Source organism: Sphingomonas sp. P4_G2, assembly GCF_056401155.1.
The window spans coordinates 285,711-304,472 of sequence record NZ_JBFUJY010000002.1 but is presented as its reverse complement, the minus strand read 5'-3'; the positions used below and the strand labels follow the sequence as shown (position 1 = coordinate 304,472).

Annotated in this window: 18 protein-coding genes; 10 read left to right on the top strand and 8 right to left on the bottom strand. The window is 64.8% G+C overall.

Annotated elements, in window-relative coordinates; genetic code table 11:
• Positions 1-71: 71 nt before the first annotated feature.
• Positions 72-281 carry a hypothetical protein gene (locus AC1DRD_RS06910; RefSeq protein ID WP_478040827.1) on the top strand — a complete coding sequence of 70 codons (210 nt, stop codon included), beginning with the start codon at positions 72-74 and terminating at the stop codon, positions 279-281.
• Between the two features lie 522 nt (positions 282-803).
• Here the strand turns inward: AC1DRD_RS06910 and gatA are convergent.
• Entirely contained in the window at positions 804-2,288 is a 1,485-nt protein-coding gene (gatA, locus tag AC1DRD_RS06905; protein ID WP_478040826.1) for an Asp-tRNA(Asn)/Glu-tRNA(Gln) amidotransferase subunit GatA, read from the bottom strand.
• A complete protein-coding gene (gene gatC, locus AC1DRD_RS06900) occupies positions 2,288-2,575 on the bottom strand; it encodes an Asp-tRNA(Asn)/Glu-tRNA(Gln) amidotransferase subunit GatC (protein ID WP_478030006.1) in 288 nt (95 codons plus the stop codon). Before gatC ends, gatA begins: the two co-directional genes overlap by 1 nt.
• A gap of 86 nt (positions 2,576-2,661) precedes the next feature.
• Between gatC and AC1DRD_RS06895 the strand changes: the two genes are divergently transcribed.
• Both AC1DRD_RS06895 and ruvX read left to right on the top strand, forming a co-directional pair.
• Positions 2,662-3,813 (top strand): DUF3089 domain-containing protein, encoded by a 1,152-nt coding sequence (locus AC1DRD_RS06895; protein ID WP_478030005.1) that lies wholly within the window; start codon positions 2,662-2,664, stop codon positions 3,811-3,813.
• Positions 3,810-4,277: a Holliday junction resolvase RuvX gene (gene ruvX, locus AC1DRD_RS06890; protein WP_478040825.1), complete on the top strand. Its 468-nt coding sequence runs from the start codon at positions 3,810-3,812 to the stop codon at positions 4,275-4,277. Before AC1DRD_RS06895 ends, ruvX begins: the two co-directional genes overlap by 4 nt.
• A gap of 239 nt (positions 4,278-4,516) precedes the next feature.
• Here the strand turns inward: ruvX and AC1DRD_RS06885 are convergent, their stop codons facing one another.
• Positions 4,517-5,419, bottom strand: a complete 903-nt coding sequence (locus tag AC1DRD_RS06885; RefSeq protein WP_478040824.1) for an AraC family transcriptional regulator — start codon at positions 5,417-5,419, stop codon at positions 4,517-4,519.
• Positions 5,420-5,543: 124 nt separating this feature from the next.
• Between AC1DRD_RS06885 and AC1DRD_RS06880 the strand changes: the two genes are divergently transcribed.
• Both AC1DRD_RS06880 and AC1DRD_RS06875 read left to right on the top strand, forming a co-directional pair.
• Positions 5,544-6,533 (top strand): aspartate carbamoyltransferase catalytic subunit, encoded by a 990-nt coding sequence (locus AC1DRD_RS06880; RefSeq protein ID WP_478030002.1) that lies wholly within the window; start codon positions 5,544-5,546, stop codon positions 6,531-6,533.
• Positions 6,530-7,726: a dihydroorotase gene (locus tag AC1DRD_RS06875; protein ID WP_478040823.1), complete on the top strand. Its 1,197-nt coding sequence runs from the start codon at positions 6,530-6,532 to the stop codon at positions 7,724-7,726. Before AC1DRD_RS06880 ends, AC1DRD_RS06875 begins: the two co-directional genes overlap by 4 nt.
• Before the next feature lie 152 nt (positions 7,727-7,878).
• Here AC1DRD_RS06875 and AC1DRD_RS06870 read toward each other — a convergent pair whose 3' ends face one another.
• The 3 genes from AC1DRD_RS06870 to AC1DRD_RS06860 are packed head-to-tail and all read right to left on the bottom strand — an operon-like array spanning position 7,879 to position 10,565.
• A complete protein-coding gene (locus AC1DRD_RS06870) occupies positions 7,879-9,204 on the bottom strand; it encodes an SPOR domain-containing protein (protein ID WP_478040822.1) in 1,326 nt (441 codons plus the stop codon).
• A gap of 16 nt (positions 9,205-9,220) precedes the next feature.
• Positions 9,221-9,826, bottom strand: coding sequence for a hypothetical protein (locus tag AC1DRD_RS06865; protein WP_478040821.1), 606 nt, complete (start codon positions 9,824-9,826; stop codon positions 9,221-9,223).
• A 13-nt stretch (positions 9,827-9,839) separates the two neighbouring features.
• Entirely contained in the window at positions 9,840-10,565 is a 726-nt protein-coding gene (locus AC1DRD_RS06860; RefSeq protein ID WP_478029998.1) for an AAA family ATPase, read from the bottom strand.
• 255 nt (positions 10,566-10,820) lie between these two features.
• Here AC1DRD_RS06860 and AC1DRD_RS06855 point away from each other — a divergent pair, with 255 nt between their 5' ends.
• A complete protein-coding gene (locus tag AC1DRD_RS06855) occupies positions 10,821-11,936 on the top strand; it encodes an SPOR domain-containing protein (RefSeq protein ID WP_478040820.1) in 1,116 nt (371 codons plus the stop codon).
• A gap of 12 nt (positions 11,937-11,948) precedes the next feature.
• Here AC1DRD_RS06855 and AC1DRD_RS06850 read toward each other — a convergent pair whose 3' ends face one another.
• Positions 11,949-13,226 (bottom strand): serine hydrolase domain-containing protein, encoded by a 1,278-nt coding sequence (locus tag AC1DRD_RS06850; RefSeq protein ID WP_478040819.1) that lies wholly within the window; start codon positions 13,224-13,226, stop codon positions 11,949-11,951.
• 31 nt (positions 13,227-13,257) lie between these two features.
• Entirely contained in the window at positions 13,258-14,130 is an 873-nt protein-coding gene (gene serB / locus AC1DRD_RS06845; RefSeq protein WP_478040818.1) for a phosphoserine phosphatase SerB, read from the bottom strand.
• A gap of 105 nt (positions 14,131-14,235) precedes the next feature.
• Between serB and miaA the strand changes: the two genes are divergently transcribed.
• The 4 genes from miaA (at position 14,236) to ilvC (ending at position 18,742) form a co-directional block, all read left to right on the top strand.
• Entirely contained in the window at positions 14,236-15,168 is a 933-nt protein-coding gene (gene miaA / locus AC1DRD_RS06840) for a tRNA (adenosine(37)-N6)-dimethylallyltransferase MiaA (RefSeq protein ID WP_478040817.1), read from the top strand.
• A gap of 79 nt (positions 15,169-15,247) precedes the next feature.
• Positions 15,248-16,996, top strand: a complete 1,749-nt coding sequence (locus tag AC1DRD_RS06835; protein ID WP_478040816.1) for an acetolactate synthase 3 large subunit — start codon at positions 15,248-15,250, stop codon at positions 16,994-16,996.
• A gap of 96 nt (positions 16,997-17,092) precedes the next feature.
• A complete protein-coding gene (gene ilvN, locus AC1DRD_RS06830; protein ID WP_066810648.1) occupies positions 17,093-17,608 on the top strand; it encodes an acetolactate synthase small subunit in 516 nt (171 codons plus the stop codon).
• 114 nt (positions 17,609-17,722) lie between these two features.
• Positions 17,723-18,742: a ketol-acid reductoisomerase gene (gene ilvC, locus AC1DRD_RS06825; protein ID WP_478040815.1), complete on the top strand. Its 1,020-nt coding sequence runs from the start codon at positions 17,723-17,725 to the stop codon at positions 18,740-18,742.
• Positions 18,743-18,762 lie beyond the last annotated feature (20 nt).

The window sequence follows — 18,762 nt, the reverse complement described above, 5'->3', positions numbered from 1 at the left end:
CAGGTAACCATCTTCGTTAATCCGAAACCGCGCATTTCCGCCATTGGCACAGCTCATGCTTCACTACCTGCATGTTCGCCAAGATCGCCCGCCTGTTCGTCATCAAGACCAAGTTCGAGGCCTTCATGGTGATCTATGGCCTGGGTCTGGGCGCGGTCGAGCGCGGGGTCCATTATCTCCAGCAATATCCCGGTTTCGGCGGCTGGATGCTGTTCTCGGTCTGCCCGATCGCGGTGTTCATGGCCGGGGCGCGGATATTGGATTCGGTCGAGCGGGGGTAAGCCCCACAGAAAATCTCGAGCGCTCGGAATGGAAGTGCCTATATTGAAATATGAACGAGCGAATTCCACTCTTTGCTATAACCGCTAGGACTATTGGCGTTTGGGCGACAATGGCTTTCGTGTTTACGCCATTTTGCGCTTACGGCACCTACTTGGGCGTTGAGAATCTCTCAATATCGCGTCGGGAAGCCCACGCGACGGGTACGATGGTGCGCTATCACCCCGAAGACCATGCTCGGTATGATTATATCTTTGTGGCTAACGGGCAGCGGTATTCAGGCCGCGACGCTTATCCAAAGGATGAAATAGGCGGCGAAAGTCTCGGTAAATCAACAGCGATCTATTATGATCCGCGAGATCCAACCCAGAACAGCACCTCGAGTTTTTCTGAGAGTGCTCGGATGCGATTCATATATCCATGTCTTTGGCTTGCGTTGCTCGTGGTCGTCGGGATGATGGCTCGACTTGATTATCGTAGAAAGCTGGCCGGATTGTAGCGCAATTCCGGTTATCTGCGATCGGTCACCACCAAGCCTCAGGCCGTGCCCTGAACCCGGCGCGCTCTTCAATCGCGAGGCATGCATCGAGCACGCCTTGCTCGTCGAGCGCCTTGCCGATCACCTGAAGCCCGAGCGGTAGGCCTGACTTGTCCAGACCGCCCGGCACCGACATCGCTGGCAGACCGGCCAGGCTCGACGGCACGGTGAAGACGTCGTTCAGATACATCGCGATCGGATCGGCTGACTTCTCGCCCAGCGCGAACGCCGCCGAGGGCGCGGTCGGGGTGAGCAGCAGGTCGCATGTCTCCCAAGCCTGATCGAAATCGCGCGCGATCAGCGTGCGGACCTTCTGCGCCTGGGTATAATAAGCGTCGTAGAAGCCGGCCGAGAGCACATATGTCCCGATCAGGATGCGGCGCTTGACCTCCGCCCCGAAGCCCGCCGCGCGCGTCGCGGCGTACATTTCCTGGAGGTTCGCGCCCTCGGGCAGTTCGCGCAGGCCGTAGCGCACGCCGTCATAGCGCGCGAGGTTGGAGGACGCTTCGGCAGGGGCGATGATGTAATAGGCCGGCAGCGCATATTTGGTATGCGGCAGCGACACTTCGACCACCTCGGCACCGGCGTCCTTCACCCAGTCGATGCCCTGCTGCCACAAAGCCTCGATCTCGGCGGGCATGCCGTCGACGCGATATTCCTTGGGAATGCCGATGCGCTTGCCCGCCAGGCTGGCGTTGAGGCCGGCTTCCCATTTGGGCACGTCGAGCTGGAGGCTGGTCGAATCCTTGGCGTCGAACCCGCTCATCGTCTCGAGCATGATCGCGCAGTCGCGCACGTCGCGCGCCATCGGCCCGGCCTGATCGAGGCTCGAAGCGAACGCGATGATGCCCCAGCGGGAGCAGCGGCCATAAGTCGGCTTGATGCCGGCAATACCGGTGAACGCGGCGGGCTGGCGGATCGAGCCGCCGGTGTCGGTGCCGGTCGCCGCCGGGCACAGCCGCGCCGCGATCGAGGCCGAGCTGCCACCGGAGGAACCGCCCGGCGCGAGCGGGGCGTTGCCGCCATCGGCACGCCGCCACGGTGAGATGACGTTGCCGAAATAGCTGGTCTCGTTCGACGAGCCCATGGCGAACTGATCCATGTTGAGCTTGCCCAACATGCCCGCGCCCGCGTCCCACAATTTCTGGCTGACGGTCGATTCGTATTCGGGCTTGAATCCTTCGAGGATGTGGCTCGCCGCCGCCGACTGCACGCCCTTGGTGCAGAACAGGTCCTTCATGCCGATCGGCACGCCGGCCAAGGGCTTCAGCGTTTCGCCAGCGGCCCGCGCCGCATCGGCTTCGTTGGCCGCGGCGATGGCATGATCGGGGGTTTCGACCAGAAAGGCGTTGAGCTGCTTCGCCTTGCTGACCGCGACGATGAACGAATCCGCCACTTCGCGCGCCGAGAAAGTGCCCGCGCGGATGCCGTCGCGAAGCTCGCGGACGCCAAGATCGGTGAGATTGGTCATTATTCGATCACCTTGGGCACGGTGAAGAAGCCGTGTTCGGCCTGGGGCGCATTGGCCAGCACCGCGTCGCGCTTGCCGCCATCGGTGACGATGTCGTCGCGCAGGCGCAGCGTATTGGCGATAACCGCGGTCATCGGCTCGACCGACGACGTGTCGACCTCACCCAATTGCTCGATCCAGCCCAGGATGTTGTCGAGTTCGGGCGCGATCTTCGCGACTTCCTCGTCGGTGATCGCGATGCGAGCGAGGCTCGCGATCTTCTTTACGGTTGCAGCGTCTACGGACATGGCCGCGCGGCTAGCAGAGCGGCCGCCACGATTGCAACCGCCGCGACGATCAGGCACGGGACCCGGACGGCAATCGGAGCGCGTTCTTGGCCCGCAAATTCGTCTATCTGGTCCTCTTCCTTATCCTGGTCGCGGTCGCGTGCCTCTTCATTTATCGGCTCTATCCCGGCCAGGTGATGAAAGCGGCGCTGATCCCCAGCGCACAATTCGAAGGCGGACCAATCACGCCCGAACAGGCCTACGAAAAGGCCGACATGTGGTTCGCGCGGCCCGACATTCCGAATAATCCGGCTTTGTGGACTCCAGCCGATTTCAAGCCGGGCGAGAAACCGACAGCCGCGGTCTTCTTCATCCATCCTACCTCGTACATCGACCGCGCGCATTGGAATGCACCGCTCGACGACGCCCAGGCCAACAACACCGCCGCGGTCTTCCTGCGTGGTCAGGCGTCGGCGTTCAACGAGATCGGCGAGATTTGGGCGCCGCGTTATCGCCAGGCCACGTTCGGCGCCTTCCTGACGAGCCAGGCCGAGGCGCAGAAGGCGCTGGATTTCGCCTATCGCGACGTACTCGCGGCGTTCGACGAATTCCTCAAAGAGGTCGGCCCAGATCGTCCGATCATCCTGGCCGGGCATAGCCAGGGCGCCCTCCACCTCGAACGCCTGCTGCGTGAGCGCGTCGCGGGTCAGCCGCTCGCGAAGCGGATCGTCGCGGCGTATGTCGTCGGCTGGCCGATCTCGAAGGCCAATGACCTCCCAGCCCTCGGCCTGCCCGAATGCGCGACAGCCGAGCAGGCCGGGTGCATCCTGTCGTGGCAGAGCTTCGCCGAGCCCGCCGATCCGTCGATGATTACCGATGTCTACGACGCGACCATCGGGTTCGACGGCAAGCCGCGCAAGGACACCGACATGGTCTGCACCAATCCGATCACCGGCACGCCTGGGGCGACCGCGGAAGGGAAAGACAATCTCGGGACGCTGATCCCATCCAAGGATTTGGGCAGCGCGACCCTGGGCGTGCCGGGCGTGCCCGCCAAATGTTTCGGACGCGGCTTCCTGTCGATCGGCGAGCCGGTCAACCTCGGCGGCTATGTCCTGCCCGGCAACAATTACCATGTGTTCGATTATTCGATGTTCTGGGTGAACGTCCGAAACGACGCTGCGCGGCGCTTCGCGACCTTCACTGGTGGCAAGCCCGTGACGGCCTCCACCCCTGTCCCAACCGCGAAGACCCGATGATCACCGAGGATCGAGTCGCGTTCCGTGCCGCTTTGCCCGATGGCGGGCGCCTGCTCGGGCTCGATGTCGGGACGAAGACGATCGGCACCGCCTTGTGCGATGCGGGCTGGAGCTTCGCCAGTCCGGCCGAACTGATCCGCCGCACCAAGTTCACCGCGGACAAGGCGGTGCTCGCGGCGCTGGCGGCGGCGCAGTCGGTCAAGGGCATCGTCGTCGGCCTGCCGCTCAATCTCGACGGCACCGATTCGCCGCGCACCCAATCGACCCGGGCATTCGCGCGCAACATCGCCGATCTCGGCCTGCCGATCCTGCTCTGGGACGAGCGCTGGTCGACCCAGGCGGTCGAACGCCAGATGATCGCGGAGGATCTGAGCCGCGCCAAACGCGCCGAACGCGTCGACAAGCTGGCGGCGAGTTACATCCTTCAAGGCGCGATCGACGGGCTGGTTGCCGTTCAGCCCTAGATTGGGGACACATATTCCTGTCGTCATCCTGCCGTCACCCCAGCGCACCTCCCGTCACCCCAGCGAAAGAACATCGGGTTGAGCATGCCCCGCATGCTCAAGGATCGTCCGGGGGACGATCCGACCCGATGTTGGTCTCTGGCGGTGACGCGATGCCGCTTGAGATCCCAGCTTTCGCTGGGATGACGAATTTGGAAAACGGATCGATTTAAGAACAACGGCTTATTTAGCTTCTAAACCTAATCCCCCTGCCCGGCCTCGTCCTGCTCAATGTGCAGCCCCTGCACCGGTGCGCCGAGCACGCGTTGGCGTTCCTCTCCCGCCCGGCGCAGCGCCTCGCGCGGCAAGCGGAAATAGGCGAGCGGGGTCATCCCCATGCAGGCCTTGAAGTCGCGATTGAAATGCGCCTGGTCGTAATAGCCCGGATCGATCAGTTCGCCGAGCGGCTGGTCGAGTTGGTCGCGCACCTTGGCCAGAGTCCGCAGGAAGCGCTGACGGCGCAGCAACCGCACCGGCGGAAACCCGAACACCGCGGTACAGACGCGATGCAGCGTGCGCTGCTCGATCCCGAGCTGCTCGGCAAGATCCCCGACATGGTCGACTGTGCCCGACAGCAGCGCCTGCTGCACCTGGACGGCGAGCGCGCAATAGGCGCTCTGCGACTCCCGCTGCGCGCCGAGGATCGAATCGAGGATCGCGATGCGCTCGGCGTCGGTGCGCGCTTCGAGCAGCCGCGCACGAATGGCCGAGCCCGATGGACCCAATTGGCGGTCGAGCGGGACGGCGAGGTTCGCGAAGTCCGACGCATCCTCGCCGATCAGCGTCAACCAGCCGAGCGGCGTCAGGCCGACGCCAAGCACCAGTCCGCCATCGGTCGCGAACCGTCGTGCGCGGTCGGTCGGCCCGAACAATACCGCTCTGGGCGGGTCGATCGTTTCTCGAGCCTCGTCGCCTTCAAATCGCCACACGCCGTTGAGCGCGAATCGGATATTGGCCCATTCCGGATGGGTGAAATCGACCAGCGGTCCGGCCGACTCGAGGAAATAATAAGAGGTGACGAGCGGACGCAGCCCTTCCGCAGGCAGGTAGAAGCGGATTTCCGGCGCGCCCGGTGGCGTGCTGGTCGCTGACGGACCGGTCATGTGTCTCCTTCCAGTCCATTCTGTCCAAAAGTCGGCAACAGCGAAAGCCCATAATGGGCTGATGCAGATCAACCTTGGTTGCGCGCTTGCGCCCCTGCCCAAGCGGGTCTAGGCGACGGCTTTAATGCAACCTTCCGATCATCGTCCCGCGGCCCTTATCGAGGGCGGCGCCGTCTTTCCGCACGGGCATCTGACCGGTATCTCCGGCCTCCAGCCCCATGAGATCGCCTTCCTGCTCGACGAAGCGGAGCAATGGGTCGAGGCGAACCGCAATCGCGCCAAGCCCGACAAGCGCCTCGCGGGTCTCACCCTGATCAATGCGTTCTTCGAAAATTCGACGCGAACGCTTCTCTCGTTCGAAATCGCCGGAAAGCGGCTGGGCGCCGATGTCGTCAACATGGCGGTCGCGCAATCGAGCGTGAAAAAAGGCGAGACGCTGATCGATACCGCGATGACGCTGAACGCGATGCGCGCCGACGTCATCGTCATTCGCCATTCGAGTTCGGGCGCGGTGCGGTTGATCGCCGGCAAGGTCGATTGCCCGGTGCTCAACGCCGGCGACGGCAGCCACGAACACCCGACCCAGGCGCTGCTCGACGCGCTGACGATCCGGCGCCGCCGCGGCAGCATCGCCGGACAGCGCGTGGTGATCTGCGGCGATATCCTGCACAGCCGCGTCGCGCGGTCGAACATCCTGGCGCTGACCGCGCTCGCCGCCGAAGTCCGCGTCGTGGCGCCGGCAACTTTGATGCCCGCGGCGATCGAACGGATGGGGGTGACGCCATACGCAGATTTCGACTCCGCGCTCGAGGGTGCCGATGTGGTGATGATGCTGCGCCTCCAGAACGAGCGGATGGCGGGGGCGTTCATTCCTTCCACCCGCGAATTCCATCTGCGCTACGGCCTGACGCTCGATCGGCTGGCGCTCGCCAAGCCCGATGCGCTGGTGATGCACCCCGGACCGATGAATCGCGGGGTCGAGATCGATTCGAACGTCGCCGATCATATCGAGCGCTCGGCGATCACCGAGCAGGTCGAGATGGGCGTTGCCGTGCGAATGGCGTGCCTGGACGTGCTGACCCGGCGGGCGCGCAAGGTGGAGGGCTGGGCATGACCGCGCTCCGCTTCGTCAATGCCCGGATCGTGCGGCCCGACGGCGTCGCGGAAGGCGAATTGCACGTCGTCGGCGACCGCATCGTCGACACTGCCCCCGACGCGGAGACCATTGATTGCCGCGGCAAGTTGCTTGCGCCGGGGATCGTCGATCTCGGCGTGTTCGCGATCGACCGCGAGGCGTTCCGCGCCGGCGGCATCGTCCGCGTCGGGCTGATGCCCGATCAGTCGCCGGTGCTCGACGGCCCGGGCATCGTCCAGCGCTCGTCGCTGGTCGGCAAGCCTTTGTTGTGGATCCACCCCATCGCGGCGGCAACCAAGGAATTGCTGGGCACAGACCTAGCCGAAATGGCGATCATGAAAGGCGCGGGCGCCAAGGCGGTCGGCACCGGACGGCGCTGGATCGCCGATTCGGGCGTGATGCGCAAAGTGCTGGCTTATGCGCGCGACCTCGACCTGACCGTTGTAACGCATGCGGAAGATGGCGGCCTGACCGGCAATGCCGTCGCGACCGAGAGCGAGACCGCGACGCGGCTCGGCCTGCCCGCCGCGCCGGCCGTGGCCGAGGCACTGGCGATCGCGCGCGACATCGCGTTGGCGGAGGATACCGGTGCGCGGCTGCATTTCCGTCAGGTGACGACCGCGGCCGGGCTCGACCTGGTGCGCGCGGCGAAGCGTCGCGGCGTTCGGGTGACGTGCGGGATCACGCCTGCCCATCTGTTGCTGTCCGACAATGCGATGAGCGATTTCCGCACCTTCGCGCATTTATCGCCGCCGCTCCGCTCGGAGGAAGACCGTAAGGCCGCTCTGGTCGCGCTGGCGGACGGGACGATCGACATACTATGCTCGGGTCACGATCCGCGCGGGCCTGAGGAAAAGCGGCTGCCGTTCGCCGATGCGGCTCCCGGGGCGTCGGGCGCGGAGACGTTGCTCGCGCTCAGTCTGGGATTCGGCCTGCCGATCGAGCGGCTGTTCGAGATGCTGGCAGTCAATCCGGCCAAGGTGCTGGGCGTCGATACCGGCAGGCTAATGTCCGGCCAACCTGCCGACCTGATGCTGCTCGATCCGCAAGCATCTTGGCAGATTCGCGGGGAGGCCATGACAGCAAGGGCCGGCAACACGCCGTTCGACGGATTACCGACCCAGGGAAAGGTGCTCCGCCTGTGGAAGGGCGGGAAAGAGATCAGCGCTTAAGAAAAAGCCCTCTCCCGCTTGCGGGAGAGGGTTGGGTGAGGGTCTTCTTCCTTCTTCTAGGCGGTCGACGCCAAAAGGAAGTAAGAAGACCCTCACCTCCCACCGCTACGCGGCGGGCCCCTCCTCTCCCGCAAGCGGGAGAGGGATCTATTTTACTTCTTCCAGCTCACCGCCTGATCGCCGGCATTCTCGCGGACGAAGCAGGTGCCGCCTTTGGCACGATAATTCGCGCAGAGCTGCGCCGCGCCGGCGCGATCGAACCCGCCGACCGACAGGCGATAGAAGTTCTTGCCGTTGACCGTCACCGGCATGCCCGTCGGGGCATGGCCAGCGAAGCCGGAATAAGCACGTGAGGCTCGGCCCCAGGCATCACGGGCAACGCCCGCGCTGTCATAGGCACCGAGCTGGACATAGAAATTGCCCTTGCTCACGCTGACCTTGGAAGCGCCCGGGGTGGTAGGAGCAACCATGGGTTTCATAAATGCTGCGGCCTTGATGGCCGATTTCGGCGCCTTGATCAGCGGCGCCTTGCTGCCGACCGCCGGTTGCACCGGCAGCGGCTGAACGACTTCGGCACGCGGGCCGAACACGACGGTGCTGACCGCCGGCGCGGCCGCGACGACGGGAGCGGGCGTGATCGTACCGGGCTCGACCGGCGCGGCAACGACCGCGACCTCGGCCGACGACTTGGGCATATAGGCATCGACCGGCGCCGGAGCGCTGGCGACAACCGACGTGCTGGCGTTGAGCGCGAGCGCGACCGGCTGACCCGGATCTGCCGCCGGCGTGACGCCGAGCAGCGCCGCGACCTGGTCGTAGCGCGACGCGGGACGCGCGAAGGCGGCCCATTCGACAATGCGCTTGTCGGCATCGGTCGGGGACAGATCCATCGCCGCAACGACGCGAGCATCTTGCCAGCGGCCGGCCAGCGCCAGGCTCAGGGCCAGGTTCTGCCGCAGCTTGGCATCGGCACCGGGCTGGCGCGCGACCGGCAACAACAGATTGACCGCGCTGATCGGATCGCCCGCGAGCGCCATGGCGAGACCGCGATCGCTGACCGGAATCGATCCCGAATTGCTGTCGAGCGTCTGGCGCGCGCCCGTCCAATCGCCCTCGGCGATCTGGGCGAGTGCCATGTTGAGCGCGACCTTGCCATCGCCCGGCGACAGCGTCAGCGCATCGTTGAAGGTAGTGCGAGCCGAGGCGAAGCGACCAGCCAGCAAATAGGCTTGACCGAGCACGGCGCGGTAGTCGGCGATTTGCGGTCGGAGTTCCACCGCGGCCTCGGCCCAGCGTACCGCGTTGTTGCCCTGGCGGTCCGCAAGCGCCTTGCGTGCCTTGGCAATATCCGCTGCCGCCGCGTTGTCATCGACCTGGCTCGACTTCGAGCCGGCCAGCGCGGCGCCCTGATAGATGCCACCCAAAGCAGCGCAAAGCGCGACCGCCGAGAGGCCCATCGTCAATCGCTTCGACTTCATCGCAACGTCCCCCAATTCACCCCTTGACCCGCGTTGGGAGCTGGCGTGCCAGCTCGCCGACTTCGGGCAGCGATTCCAAAAAGGCGTCGAGCGCCCCGGTAACAATCTGTTGGGCCGAACGACCGCTGACCGCGCTGGCAAGGCGCAGCCGCAAATGGCGCTCCTCGTCCAGACGCAAGGTGAAGGCCGCCTTGTGCTTATGCTGCGTGGCGCGGGCGATCCGGCCCGCCGCCGCGACCGAGATCGGGCGGGGTTCGAACGTCTCGAGCACGGGGACCGGCGCGGTGACCAGCGTTTCGACCGGCGCTTCGACTGAGACCTCAGCTTCCTCGCCCGCCAATTCCTCGAGGACCGGCTCGAATTCCTGCTTCAGCGCATGGCGTTGCGCCAGGACAGGCGGCACGCCCTCGGGCGGCGGCTGGATCTGGTCATCCTCGTGCAGCGGATGGATGTCGGCCATCGGCTCGGGGATATGACCCATGTCGTTCCAGCCGAGATCCTCGATTCCGGCCAGCGAGGCATAGCCGCCGGTGAAACCTTGCGGACGCATCGCCGGACGCGCCTGACCCTTGCGGGCGAGCAGGCCGGAAGACAAAGAGGCAAAAGGCTTGGGTTCGCTCATCATCGCGCCGCCCTCAGCTCATCACTCGGCGGCCGAAGCCACCACCGCCGGCCTGCGGACGCGCGCCGAAGCCGGGATGCTGCATCGCCGTCGGCGCGGCAAATACCGTGCGACGGAAATTCTTTTCGAGACGGTCGGAGATATAGGCCCAGAGCTCGGTGATTTCGGCAGCCGAGCGGCCCTTGGGATCGACTTCCATCACCGTGCGGCCGTCGATCATCGAGGCGGCGAAATCGGTGCGATGGTGGATCGTGATCGGCGCGACCGTACCGTGCTGCGACAGCGCGACCGCGGCTTCCGAGGTGATCTTGGCTTTGGGCGTCGCGCCGTTGACCACGAAGATCAGCGGCTTGCCCGCGCGCTCGCACAAATCGACCGTGGCGCCGACGGCGCGCAAGTCATGCGGCGACGGGCGCGTCGGAATGACGATCAGCTCGGCCACCTGGATGACGCTCTGGATCGCCATGGTGATGGCGGGCGGCGTATCGATCACCGCCATCTTGAAGCCCTGCTGGCGCAGTACTTCGAGATCGGCGGCGAGCCGCGCAACGGTGGTCTGGGCAAAGGCGGGAAATTCCGTTTCCCGCTCGTTCCACCAATCCGACAGCGATCCCTGGGGGTCGATGTCGATCAGCACGACAGGGCCGGCTCCGGCGAGCTGTGCCTGCACCGCAAGGTGCCCAGACAGCGTCGTCTTGCCCGATCCGCCCTTCTGCGATGCCATCGCGAGAACGCGCATTGATCCTATTACTCCCCGCTATTCGGGAAGCGAGGTGCCACGGTGCGAGCTAAGAACAGGTTAACGGCGTGATATTCAGTTGGGACCTGGAACGATCGTGGAGTCTGTTTGAAAACGCGCCGAGAGTGCGTTTCGCGGCACCAGCCCGCTCTTCCGCGAGTTTTCAAACAGACTCGTGGCTAACCTTTTCTTTGCCATTCAACCGCTAGAGCGTGATATTCATTACCGGTGCAGTTGGGCGGGACACGAGTAAACATGCGAACGCTGATCGGCGCTGCGGCGCTTTCCCTTGCGACCATCGCCGCGACCATCGCCATCGGCGCGCCGGCCATGGCCGACACAAAAACCGGGGTCGATGCCTGGAACCGCGGCGACTATAAGGCCGCGGTCGACGAATGGCGCAAGGCCGCGATCGCCGGCGACGCCGACGCGCAATTCAATCTCGGCCAGGCCTATAAGCTCGGACGCGGCGTGCCGGTCGACTTGCAGATGGCGGAAAGCTGGTATCGCAAGGCGGCGCTGCAGGGCCATGCCCAGGCCGAGGACAATTACGGTCTCGCGCTGTTCCAGGACGGCAAGCGCGCCGACGCCGTGCCCTGGCTCGAGAAATCGGTCGGCCGCGGCGAGCCGCGGGCCGAGCTCGTACTCGGCACGATGCTGTTCAACGGCGACGGGATCGAGCGCGACTGGGTACGCGCTTATGCGCTGATGACGCGCTCGTCGGGCGCCGGCTTGCCGCAAGGATCGCAGACGCTCGCCGAAATGGACAAATATATTCCCGCCGATCAGCGCCAGCGCGGCATCGAACTCGCGCGCAAGATGGACACGCAGGTCGCGAGCAACGGCAATTATGGGTCGGAGATTACCGGCGGCGGCCCGGCCGGCCCCGGCATCGCGTCGACCGACGTTCCGCCGTCTTCGGCGCCAGGGCCGGTTTATGGCCTGCCCGGTACCAGCTATCCGGCGCCCGGCAAGGCACCCAGGCCGGGCAAGAACAAGCCGCCGGTCCTTACGGCCAATCCGCCGCAGAGCTACAGTTCGGCGCCGCCTCCCACCTATGCAACTCCGCCTGCCCCGCGCCCGAAGCCGGCGCCCGTCCGGCCCGCGCCGGAACCCGCACCCGTCGCGGTCGCAAGCGGAGGTGGCTGGCGCGTCCAGTTCGGCGCCTTCCGCGACGAGGGCAATGCCAAGGCCTTGTGGGCGCGGCTCAAGGGTCAGGTCGGCGGCCTTGCCGGCATGCAGCCCTATCTGCGTCGCGTCGGGCCGATCACCAAGCTCCAGGCTGGACCGATCCGCTCGCAGGCCGATGCGGTGCGGCTGTGCGGCGCGGTCAAGCGCGCCGGGTCGGAGTGCGTGCCGGTCAACCCGTAACGTCAGACCGCGTCAGGCGGGCGGGCCGGTATAGTTCGGCCCGTACACCGCCTGGCGGATGTCGTGATGCAATGTCCCGTCGAACGGGAGAACCTGGACGAAGAATACGGCGGCAAGATCGTTGACGGGATCGACCCAGAACAAGGTCGTTTCCGCACCGTCCCAGAAGAATTCGCCGACAGTCCCGCGATTCTCCTTCGCGTCCTTGGGCGGCGCGACGCGCACCGCGAAATCGATACCGAACCCGACCGACCCCTTGCCGGGCAGGAAGAAGCGTTTGGTGATCCGCGGATCGAGCTGATCGGTCGACATCACGCGGATCGTGTCGGGCGAGACAATCCGGGTCCCTTCGAGCGTGCCCCGTCCAAGCAACATCCGCGCGAATCGCATATAATCGTCGAGCGTCGAGGCAAGCCCGGCGCCGCCCATCGTCAGTTTGCGGGGGCCGAAATTGAGCGCACGCGCTTTCTCGTCGGGAACGCGATCAAGCTTGCCGCCTGCGGCCTGCGCATAAGTAGCGGCGAATCGCGCGAGGCGTTCTGGCGGTTGGGTCCAGGCGGTGTCCTTCATACCCAGCGGCTCGAAGATCGTGCGACGGACATAAGGCTCGAACTTCTCACCGGTCAGATGCTCGACCAGCAATGCCTGGACATCGACCCCAGTGCTGTAGCTCCACTCGGCGCCTGGATCGAACAGCAAGGGAACACTCGCAAGCTTGTCGCCAAACTCGTCGAGGCTGTTGGTGAGCGCCAGCGGATCCACCTCGTGGAAGATCTTGTCGGCAGCGGTATCGCGCATCCCGTACGAGAAGCCGGCGGTGTGCCGCAGGATGTCGCGAATCACGATCGGCCGTGCCGGATCACGCAGCGTCGGCTTGCCGTCGGCGCCGGTACCGCCCGCGAGTACCTTCACCTTGCCGAACGCGGGCAGGTAATTCGCCAGCGGGTCGTCGAGCCCGAATTTGCCCTGTTCCCAAAGCTGCATCAGCGCGACGCCGGTCACCGGCTTGGTCATCGAGAAAATCTGGACGAGCGTATCGCGTGCCATGGGCCGCTTGGCCTCGCGATCGGCAAACCCCGCCGCGCCGAAATAGCGCTCGGCCCCGCGCTGCCAGACCAGGCACGAGGCGCCCGCGGCGCGGTTGGCGGAGACCATCTGCTTGAGCGCGGCGTCGATGCGGTTGCGATCGATCGCCAATCCGCCGGTAACGGGAGAAAGACGACGCTCGGCAGCGAATGCCGGCAAGGCCAGCCCCGACGCCATCACTGCAAGTGCACTACGTCGGTCCATCGCCCCCTCCCTCAAGTTTTGTTAACGCTCACTATTCGCTAATCCATTCCTTGCGCGCAACACCCTGCGCGAACAAAAGCGCAGTCAGGTCGCCATGGTCGATCCGCGCGCCCGCCGCTGCAGCGACCACCGGCTTGGCATGATAGGCGACGCCCAGCCCCGCCTGGGTGATCATCGCCAGGTCGTTGGCGCCGTCGCCGACCGCCAGGGTTCCGGCTCGCGACAGGCCGAGGTCGAGCACCGCCTCCGATAAGGTGGCCAGCTTGGTCGACGCGTCGACGATCGGCTTGGTCACGGTGCCGGCGAGCTTGCCGTCGGCGATTTCGAGCACATTGGCGATAGCGCGGGTGAAGCCGATCTCGGCGGCGACCGGCTCGGCGAAACGCGTGAAGCCACCCGACACCAGGATCGCGGTCGCGCCCCAGCCGCGCATCGTGCGGACCAACTCGCGCGCGCCGGGCATAATCTTGACGCGCTCGGCAAGGCAGCGCGCGATCACGCTTTCGTCGAGCCCCTTGAGCAGCGCCACGCGCGCGTCGAGCGCTTCGCCGAAATCGAGCTCGCCGCGCATCGCCGCTTCGGTCACGGCTGCGATCTGCGCCTTGATGCCGGCGTAATCGGCGAGCTCGTCGATGCATTCGACCGTGATCATCGTCGAATCCATATCGGCGACGATCAGTTTCTTGCGCCGATCCTCGGCCGGCTGGACGACGACGTCATAGCCTTGCCCTTCCAGCGAGACCCGCGCGGCCTCGGGATCGCGGCCGAATTGGAGATCGATCGCCTCGCCTTTCTCGACCCAGACTTGCGCGACGGGCAGGCTCCCCGCGGCATCAAGCCGGTCGCGCGCGGCGGTGATCTCGCCCTGGGGCAGATCGGGAGCTATCAGGGTCGCGATGAACAAGCCGGGTCTCCTTGAAGTCGCCGCCCTACCCGTTCGTGTCGCGCGAAGTCGAGACACCTTTGGTTGTGGGGAAGCGCTTCTCTACTTCGTTCGAAGCGAACGGAGATGAGCAAGACTGAGCTGCCGAAGGTGGCGATCGTCGCCGGCCCGACTGCGAGTGGCAAGTCTGCGCTCGCGCTTGCGCTTGCCGAGAAGTTCGACGGTACGATCATCAACGCCGACAGCGCGCAGGTCTATCGCGACCTGCGTATCGTCACGGCGCGTCCGTCGCCCGAGGAAGAAGCACGCGCGCCGCATCGCCTGTTCGGCCATGTCGATGCCGCCGATATTGACTATTCCGCCGCGCGCTGGGCGGCCGAAGCGCGGGTCGAAATCGATCGCGCTGTCGCGGCCGGTAACTTGCCGATCCTGGTCGGCGGCACCGGCCTCTATCTCCGCACGCTGATCGACGGGATCGCGCCGGTGCCCGAGATTGACCCGACGATCCGCGCCGAGGTGCGCGCGATGAACCTCTCCGACGCCTATGCGGCACTTACCGCTGTCGACCGGGCGGAAGCGGCAAGGCTCAACCCGGCCGACACCAGCCGCATCTGCCGCGCGCTCGAAGTCATCCGCTCGACCGGGCGCCCGATTGCCGATTGGCGGCGCGAGCGCGTCGGCGGGATCGGCGAGCGTATCGGCCTGGTCGCGACAATTCTGCTGCCGCCGCGCGACTGGCTCAACGAGCGTATCGACCGACGCTTCGCGGCGATGGTCGACGCCGGCGCGATGGCGGAAGTGGCCACGCTGATCGCCCGCGAGGACGTCCCACTCGACGCCCCTATCCGCCGCGCGATCGGCATGCCCGAACTCGCTGCGGCCGCGCTGAGCGAAATCAGCCTAGATGACGCGATCGCGCGCGCCAGCCTTGCCACTCGCCAATATGCCAAACGCCAATATACCTGGTTCCGCAATCAACCGCCTGCGGACTGGACACGCACCGAAGAGACAGATAGTTTCAATCTAATTAGTGAAATAGCAATAAGATTACAGCATTGACGGTTGACGCGTAGTTTTCATGCACGTAGAGCCGCCCGTCTGCAATCATGTTGCGTATGCGAAGAAGGAGGACATTGTCGTGGCCGAAAAAAGTGGAGCCGATATCCTGGTCGAGGCGCTGTGCGATCTCGGCGTGGAAGTCGTGTTCGGCTATCCCGGCGGCGCGGTGCTCCCGATCTATGACGCGATCTTCAAGCAGAAGCGGCTGCGGCATATTCTGGTTCGCCACGAACAGGCCGCGACTCATGCGGCGGAAGGCTATGCGCGCTCGACCGGTAAGCCCGGCGTCGTGCTCGTCACCTCGGGACCCGGCGCGACCAACGCGGTCACCGGCATCACCGATGCGCTGATGGATTCGATCCCGATGGTGGTCATCACCGGGCAGGTGGCAACGCATCTGATCGGATCGGACGCCTTCCAGGAAGCCGATACGGTCGGCATCACTCGGCACTGCACCAAGCACAATTACTTGGTGAAGGACCCGTCGCGGCTGGGTGCCACGATCCACGAGGCGTTCCATATCGCCACGTCGGGCCGCCCGGGGCCAGTCGTCATCGACATTCCCAAGGACGTCCAGGTCGCGACCGCGAAATACACCAAGCCGGGCCCGATCCAGCACAAGACCTATCGCCCGCAGATTAAGGCCGATCCGGCGGTGATCGAGCAATTGGTCGACATGCTGGCCGCGGCGGAGCGCCCGATCCTCTATACCGGCGGCGGGATCATCAATTCCGGGCCCGCGGCGTCGCTGTTGCTGCGCGAATTGGCCAAGATCACCGGCGCGCCGGTCACCTCGACCTTGATGGGCCTGGGCGCCTTCCCTGCCTCCAGTCCGCAATGGCTCGGCATGCTCGGCATGCATGGGACCTATGAAGCGAACTGGGCGATGAACCAGGCCGACCTGATCCTCGCGCTCGGCTCGCGGTTCGATGACCGCGTCACCGGCCGGCTCGACGCCTTCGCGCCCAATGCGCGCAAGGTCCATGTCGATATCGACCGGTCGAGCATCAACAAGACCGTGCGCATCGATCTCGGCATCGTCGCCGATGTCGGCCATGTGCTCGAGGACATGATCCGGGTGTGGAAAGCGCGCCAGCATCCCAAGCCGGACACCCGCGAATGGTGGCGTCGGATTGAAGGCTGGCGCGCGGTCAAGAGCCTCGATTTCCCCGAGGGCAATGGCAAGGAGATCATGCCGCAACGCGCGATCCGCGCCTTGTGGGAAGCGACCAAGGATCAGGCCCCGATCATCACCACCGAAGTCGGTCAGCACCAGATGTGGGCGGCGCAGCATTTCGATTTCGAGGCGCCGAACAAATGGCTGACCTCGGGCGGGTTGGGCACGATGGGCTATGGCCTGCCCGCCGCGATCGGCGCGCAGCTCGGCAATCCCAAGGCACTGGTCATCGACATTGCCGGCGAAGCCTCGATCCAGATGAACATCCAGGAGCTGGCGACGGCGACGCAGTACCGGCTGCCGGTCAAGATCTTCATCCTCAATAACGAATATATGGGCATGGTCCGGCAGTGGCAGGAACTGACCTATGAAAGCCGCTATTCGGAGAGCTATTCGGACAGCCTGCCCGATTTCGTGAAGCTCGGCGAAGCCTATGGCTGGAAGGGCATCCTGATCGAGGAGATGTCGCAACTCGACGGCGGCATCGCCGACATGCTCGCGCATGACGGCCCGGTGATCGTCGACTGCCGCGTCGCCAAGCTGGCGAATTGCTTCCCGATGATCCCGTCAGGCGCGTCGCATGTCGAGATGATCCTGCAAACCGACAAGGTGGCGGGCACGCTCAACGACGAAGCCAAGGCTTTGGTCTGATATCTACCGTCATCCCAGCGAAAGCTGGGATCTCGTGCCGCAAGCACGCCATTATAACAGGGAGACCCCGGCATTTGCTGGGGTGACGATCCAAAGGTGCACATCAAGGAAGAGAAAGCCGAGCGGCATACGCTCGCGGTGATCGTCGACAACGAGCCGGGTATCCTGGCGCGGATCGCCGGCCTGTTCACCGCACGGGGCTATAATATCGAGAGCCTGACGGTGAGCGAGATCACCGAGGACAAGCAGGTCAGCCGGATCACCATCGTGACCTCGGCCAGCCCGCATGTCCTCGAACAGATCGTGGCGCAGCTCGACCGATTGGTGCCGGTGCACAAGGTCCGTGACCTCACCGCAGAGGGTGCGCATGTCGAGCGCGAGCTGGCGCTGGTCAAGGTGCGCGGCACCGGTGAAGCGCGGATCGAGGCGTTGCGCCTGGCCGAAGTGTACCGCGCGCGGGTGGTCGACGCGACGATATCGAGCTTCGTGTTCGAAGTGACCGGCGGGACCGAGAAGATCGACAAGTTCGTCGAATTGATGAACGAGGTCGGCCTGATCGAGGTCGCGCGCACCGGCATCGTCGCCATTTCGCGGGGGAAAGACGCGGCGTAGCGATCGACAGATCGCGTCATCCCAGCGAAAGCCGGGATCTTGCGCCACCAGGGAATCAACTCATGAGATGCCAGCTTCCGCTGGCATGACGGTTACGTTTCGAAAGGGAATGAAATGCGTGTCTATTACGATCGCGACGCCGATCTGAACCTGATCACCGACAAGAAGATCGCCATCGTCGGCTATGGCTCGCAAGGCCATGCCCATGCCCAGAATTTGCGCGATTCGGGCGTCAAGCAAGTCGCCATTGCGCTCCGCGAGGGCTCGGCCACCGCGAAGAAGGCCGAGGGCGCCGGTTTCAAGGTCATGTCGAACAAGGATGCGGCCGCCTGGGCCGATATCCTGATGATCCTCGCGCCGGACGAACATCAGGCGGCGATCTGGGACAATGACCTCAAGGGCAATATGCGCCCCGGCTCGGCGATCGCTTTCGCGCACGGTCTCAACGTCCATTTCGGACTGATCGAAGCGCCGTCGGATATCGACGTGATCATGATCGCGCCCAAGGGTCCCGGCCATACCGTGCGCAGCGAATATGTCCGCGGCGGCGGCGTCCCCTGCCTGATCGCGATCCATCAGGATGCGAGCGGCAACGCGCATGACGTCGCGCTCGCTTATGCCTCGGGCGTCGGCGGCGGCCGGTCGGGCATCATCGAGACCAATTTCAAGGAAGAATGCGAGACCGATTTGTTCGGCGAGCAGGCGGTGCTGTGCGGCGGCATCACCCATTTGATCCAGGCCGGGTTCGAGACCTTGGTCGAGGCGGGCTACGCTCCCGAAATGGCCTATTTCGAATGCCTCCACGAAACCAAGCTGATCGTCGACCTGCTCTATGAAGGCGGCATCGCCAACATGCGCTACTCGATCTCCAACACCGCCGAATATGGCGACATCGTCACCGGCCCGCGGATCATCACCGACGAGACCAAGGCCGAGATGAAGCGCGTGCTCGCCGACATCCAGTCCGGGCGGTTCGTCAAGAATTTCGTCCTCGACAACCGTGCCGGCCAGCCCGAGCTCAAGGCGGCGCGCAAGGCGGCCGCCGCGCACCCGATCGAAAAGATCGGCAGCGAGCTGCGCGCGATGATGCCGTGGATCGGCGCCAACAAGCTGGTGGACAAGGAAAAGAACTGACGTGCCGCTGATTTCTGATT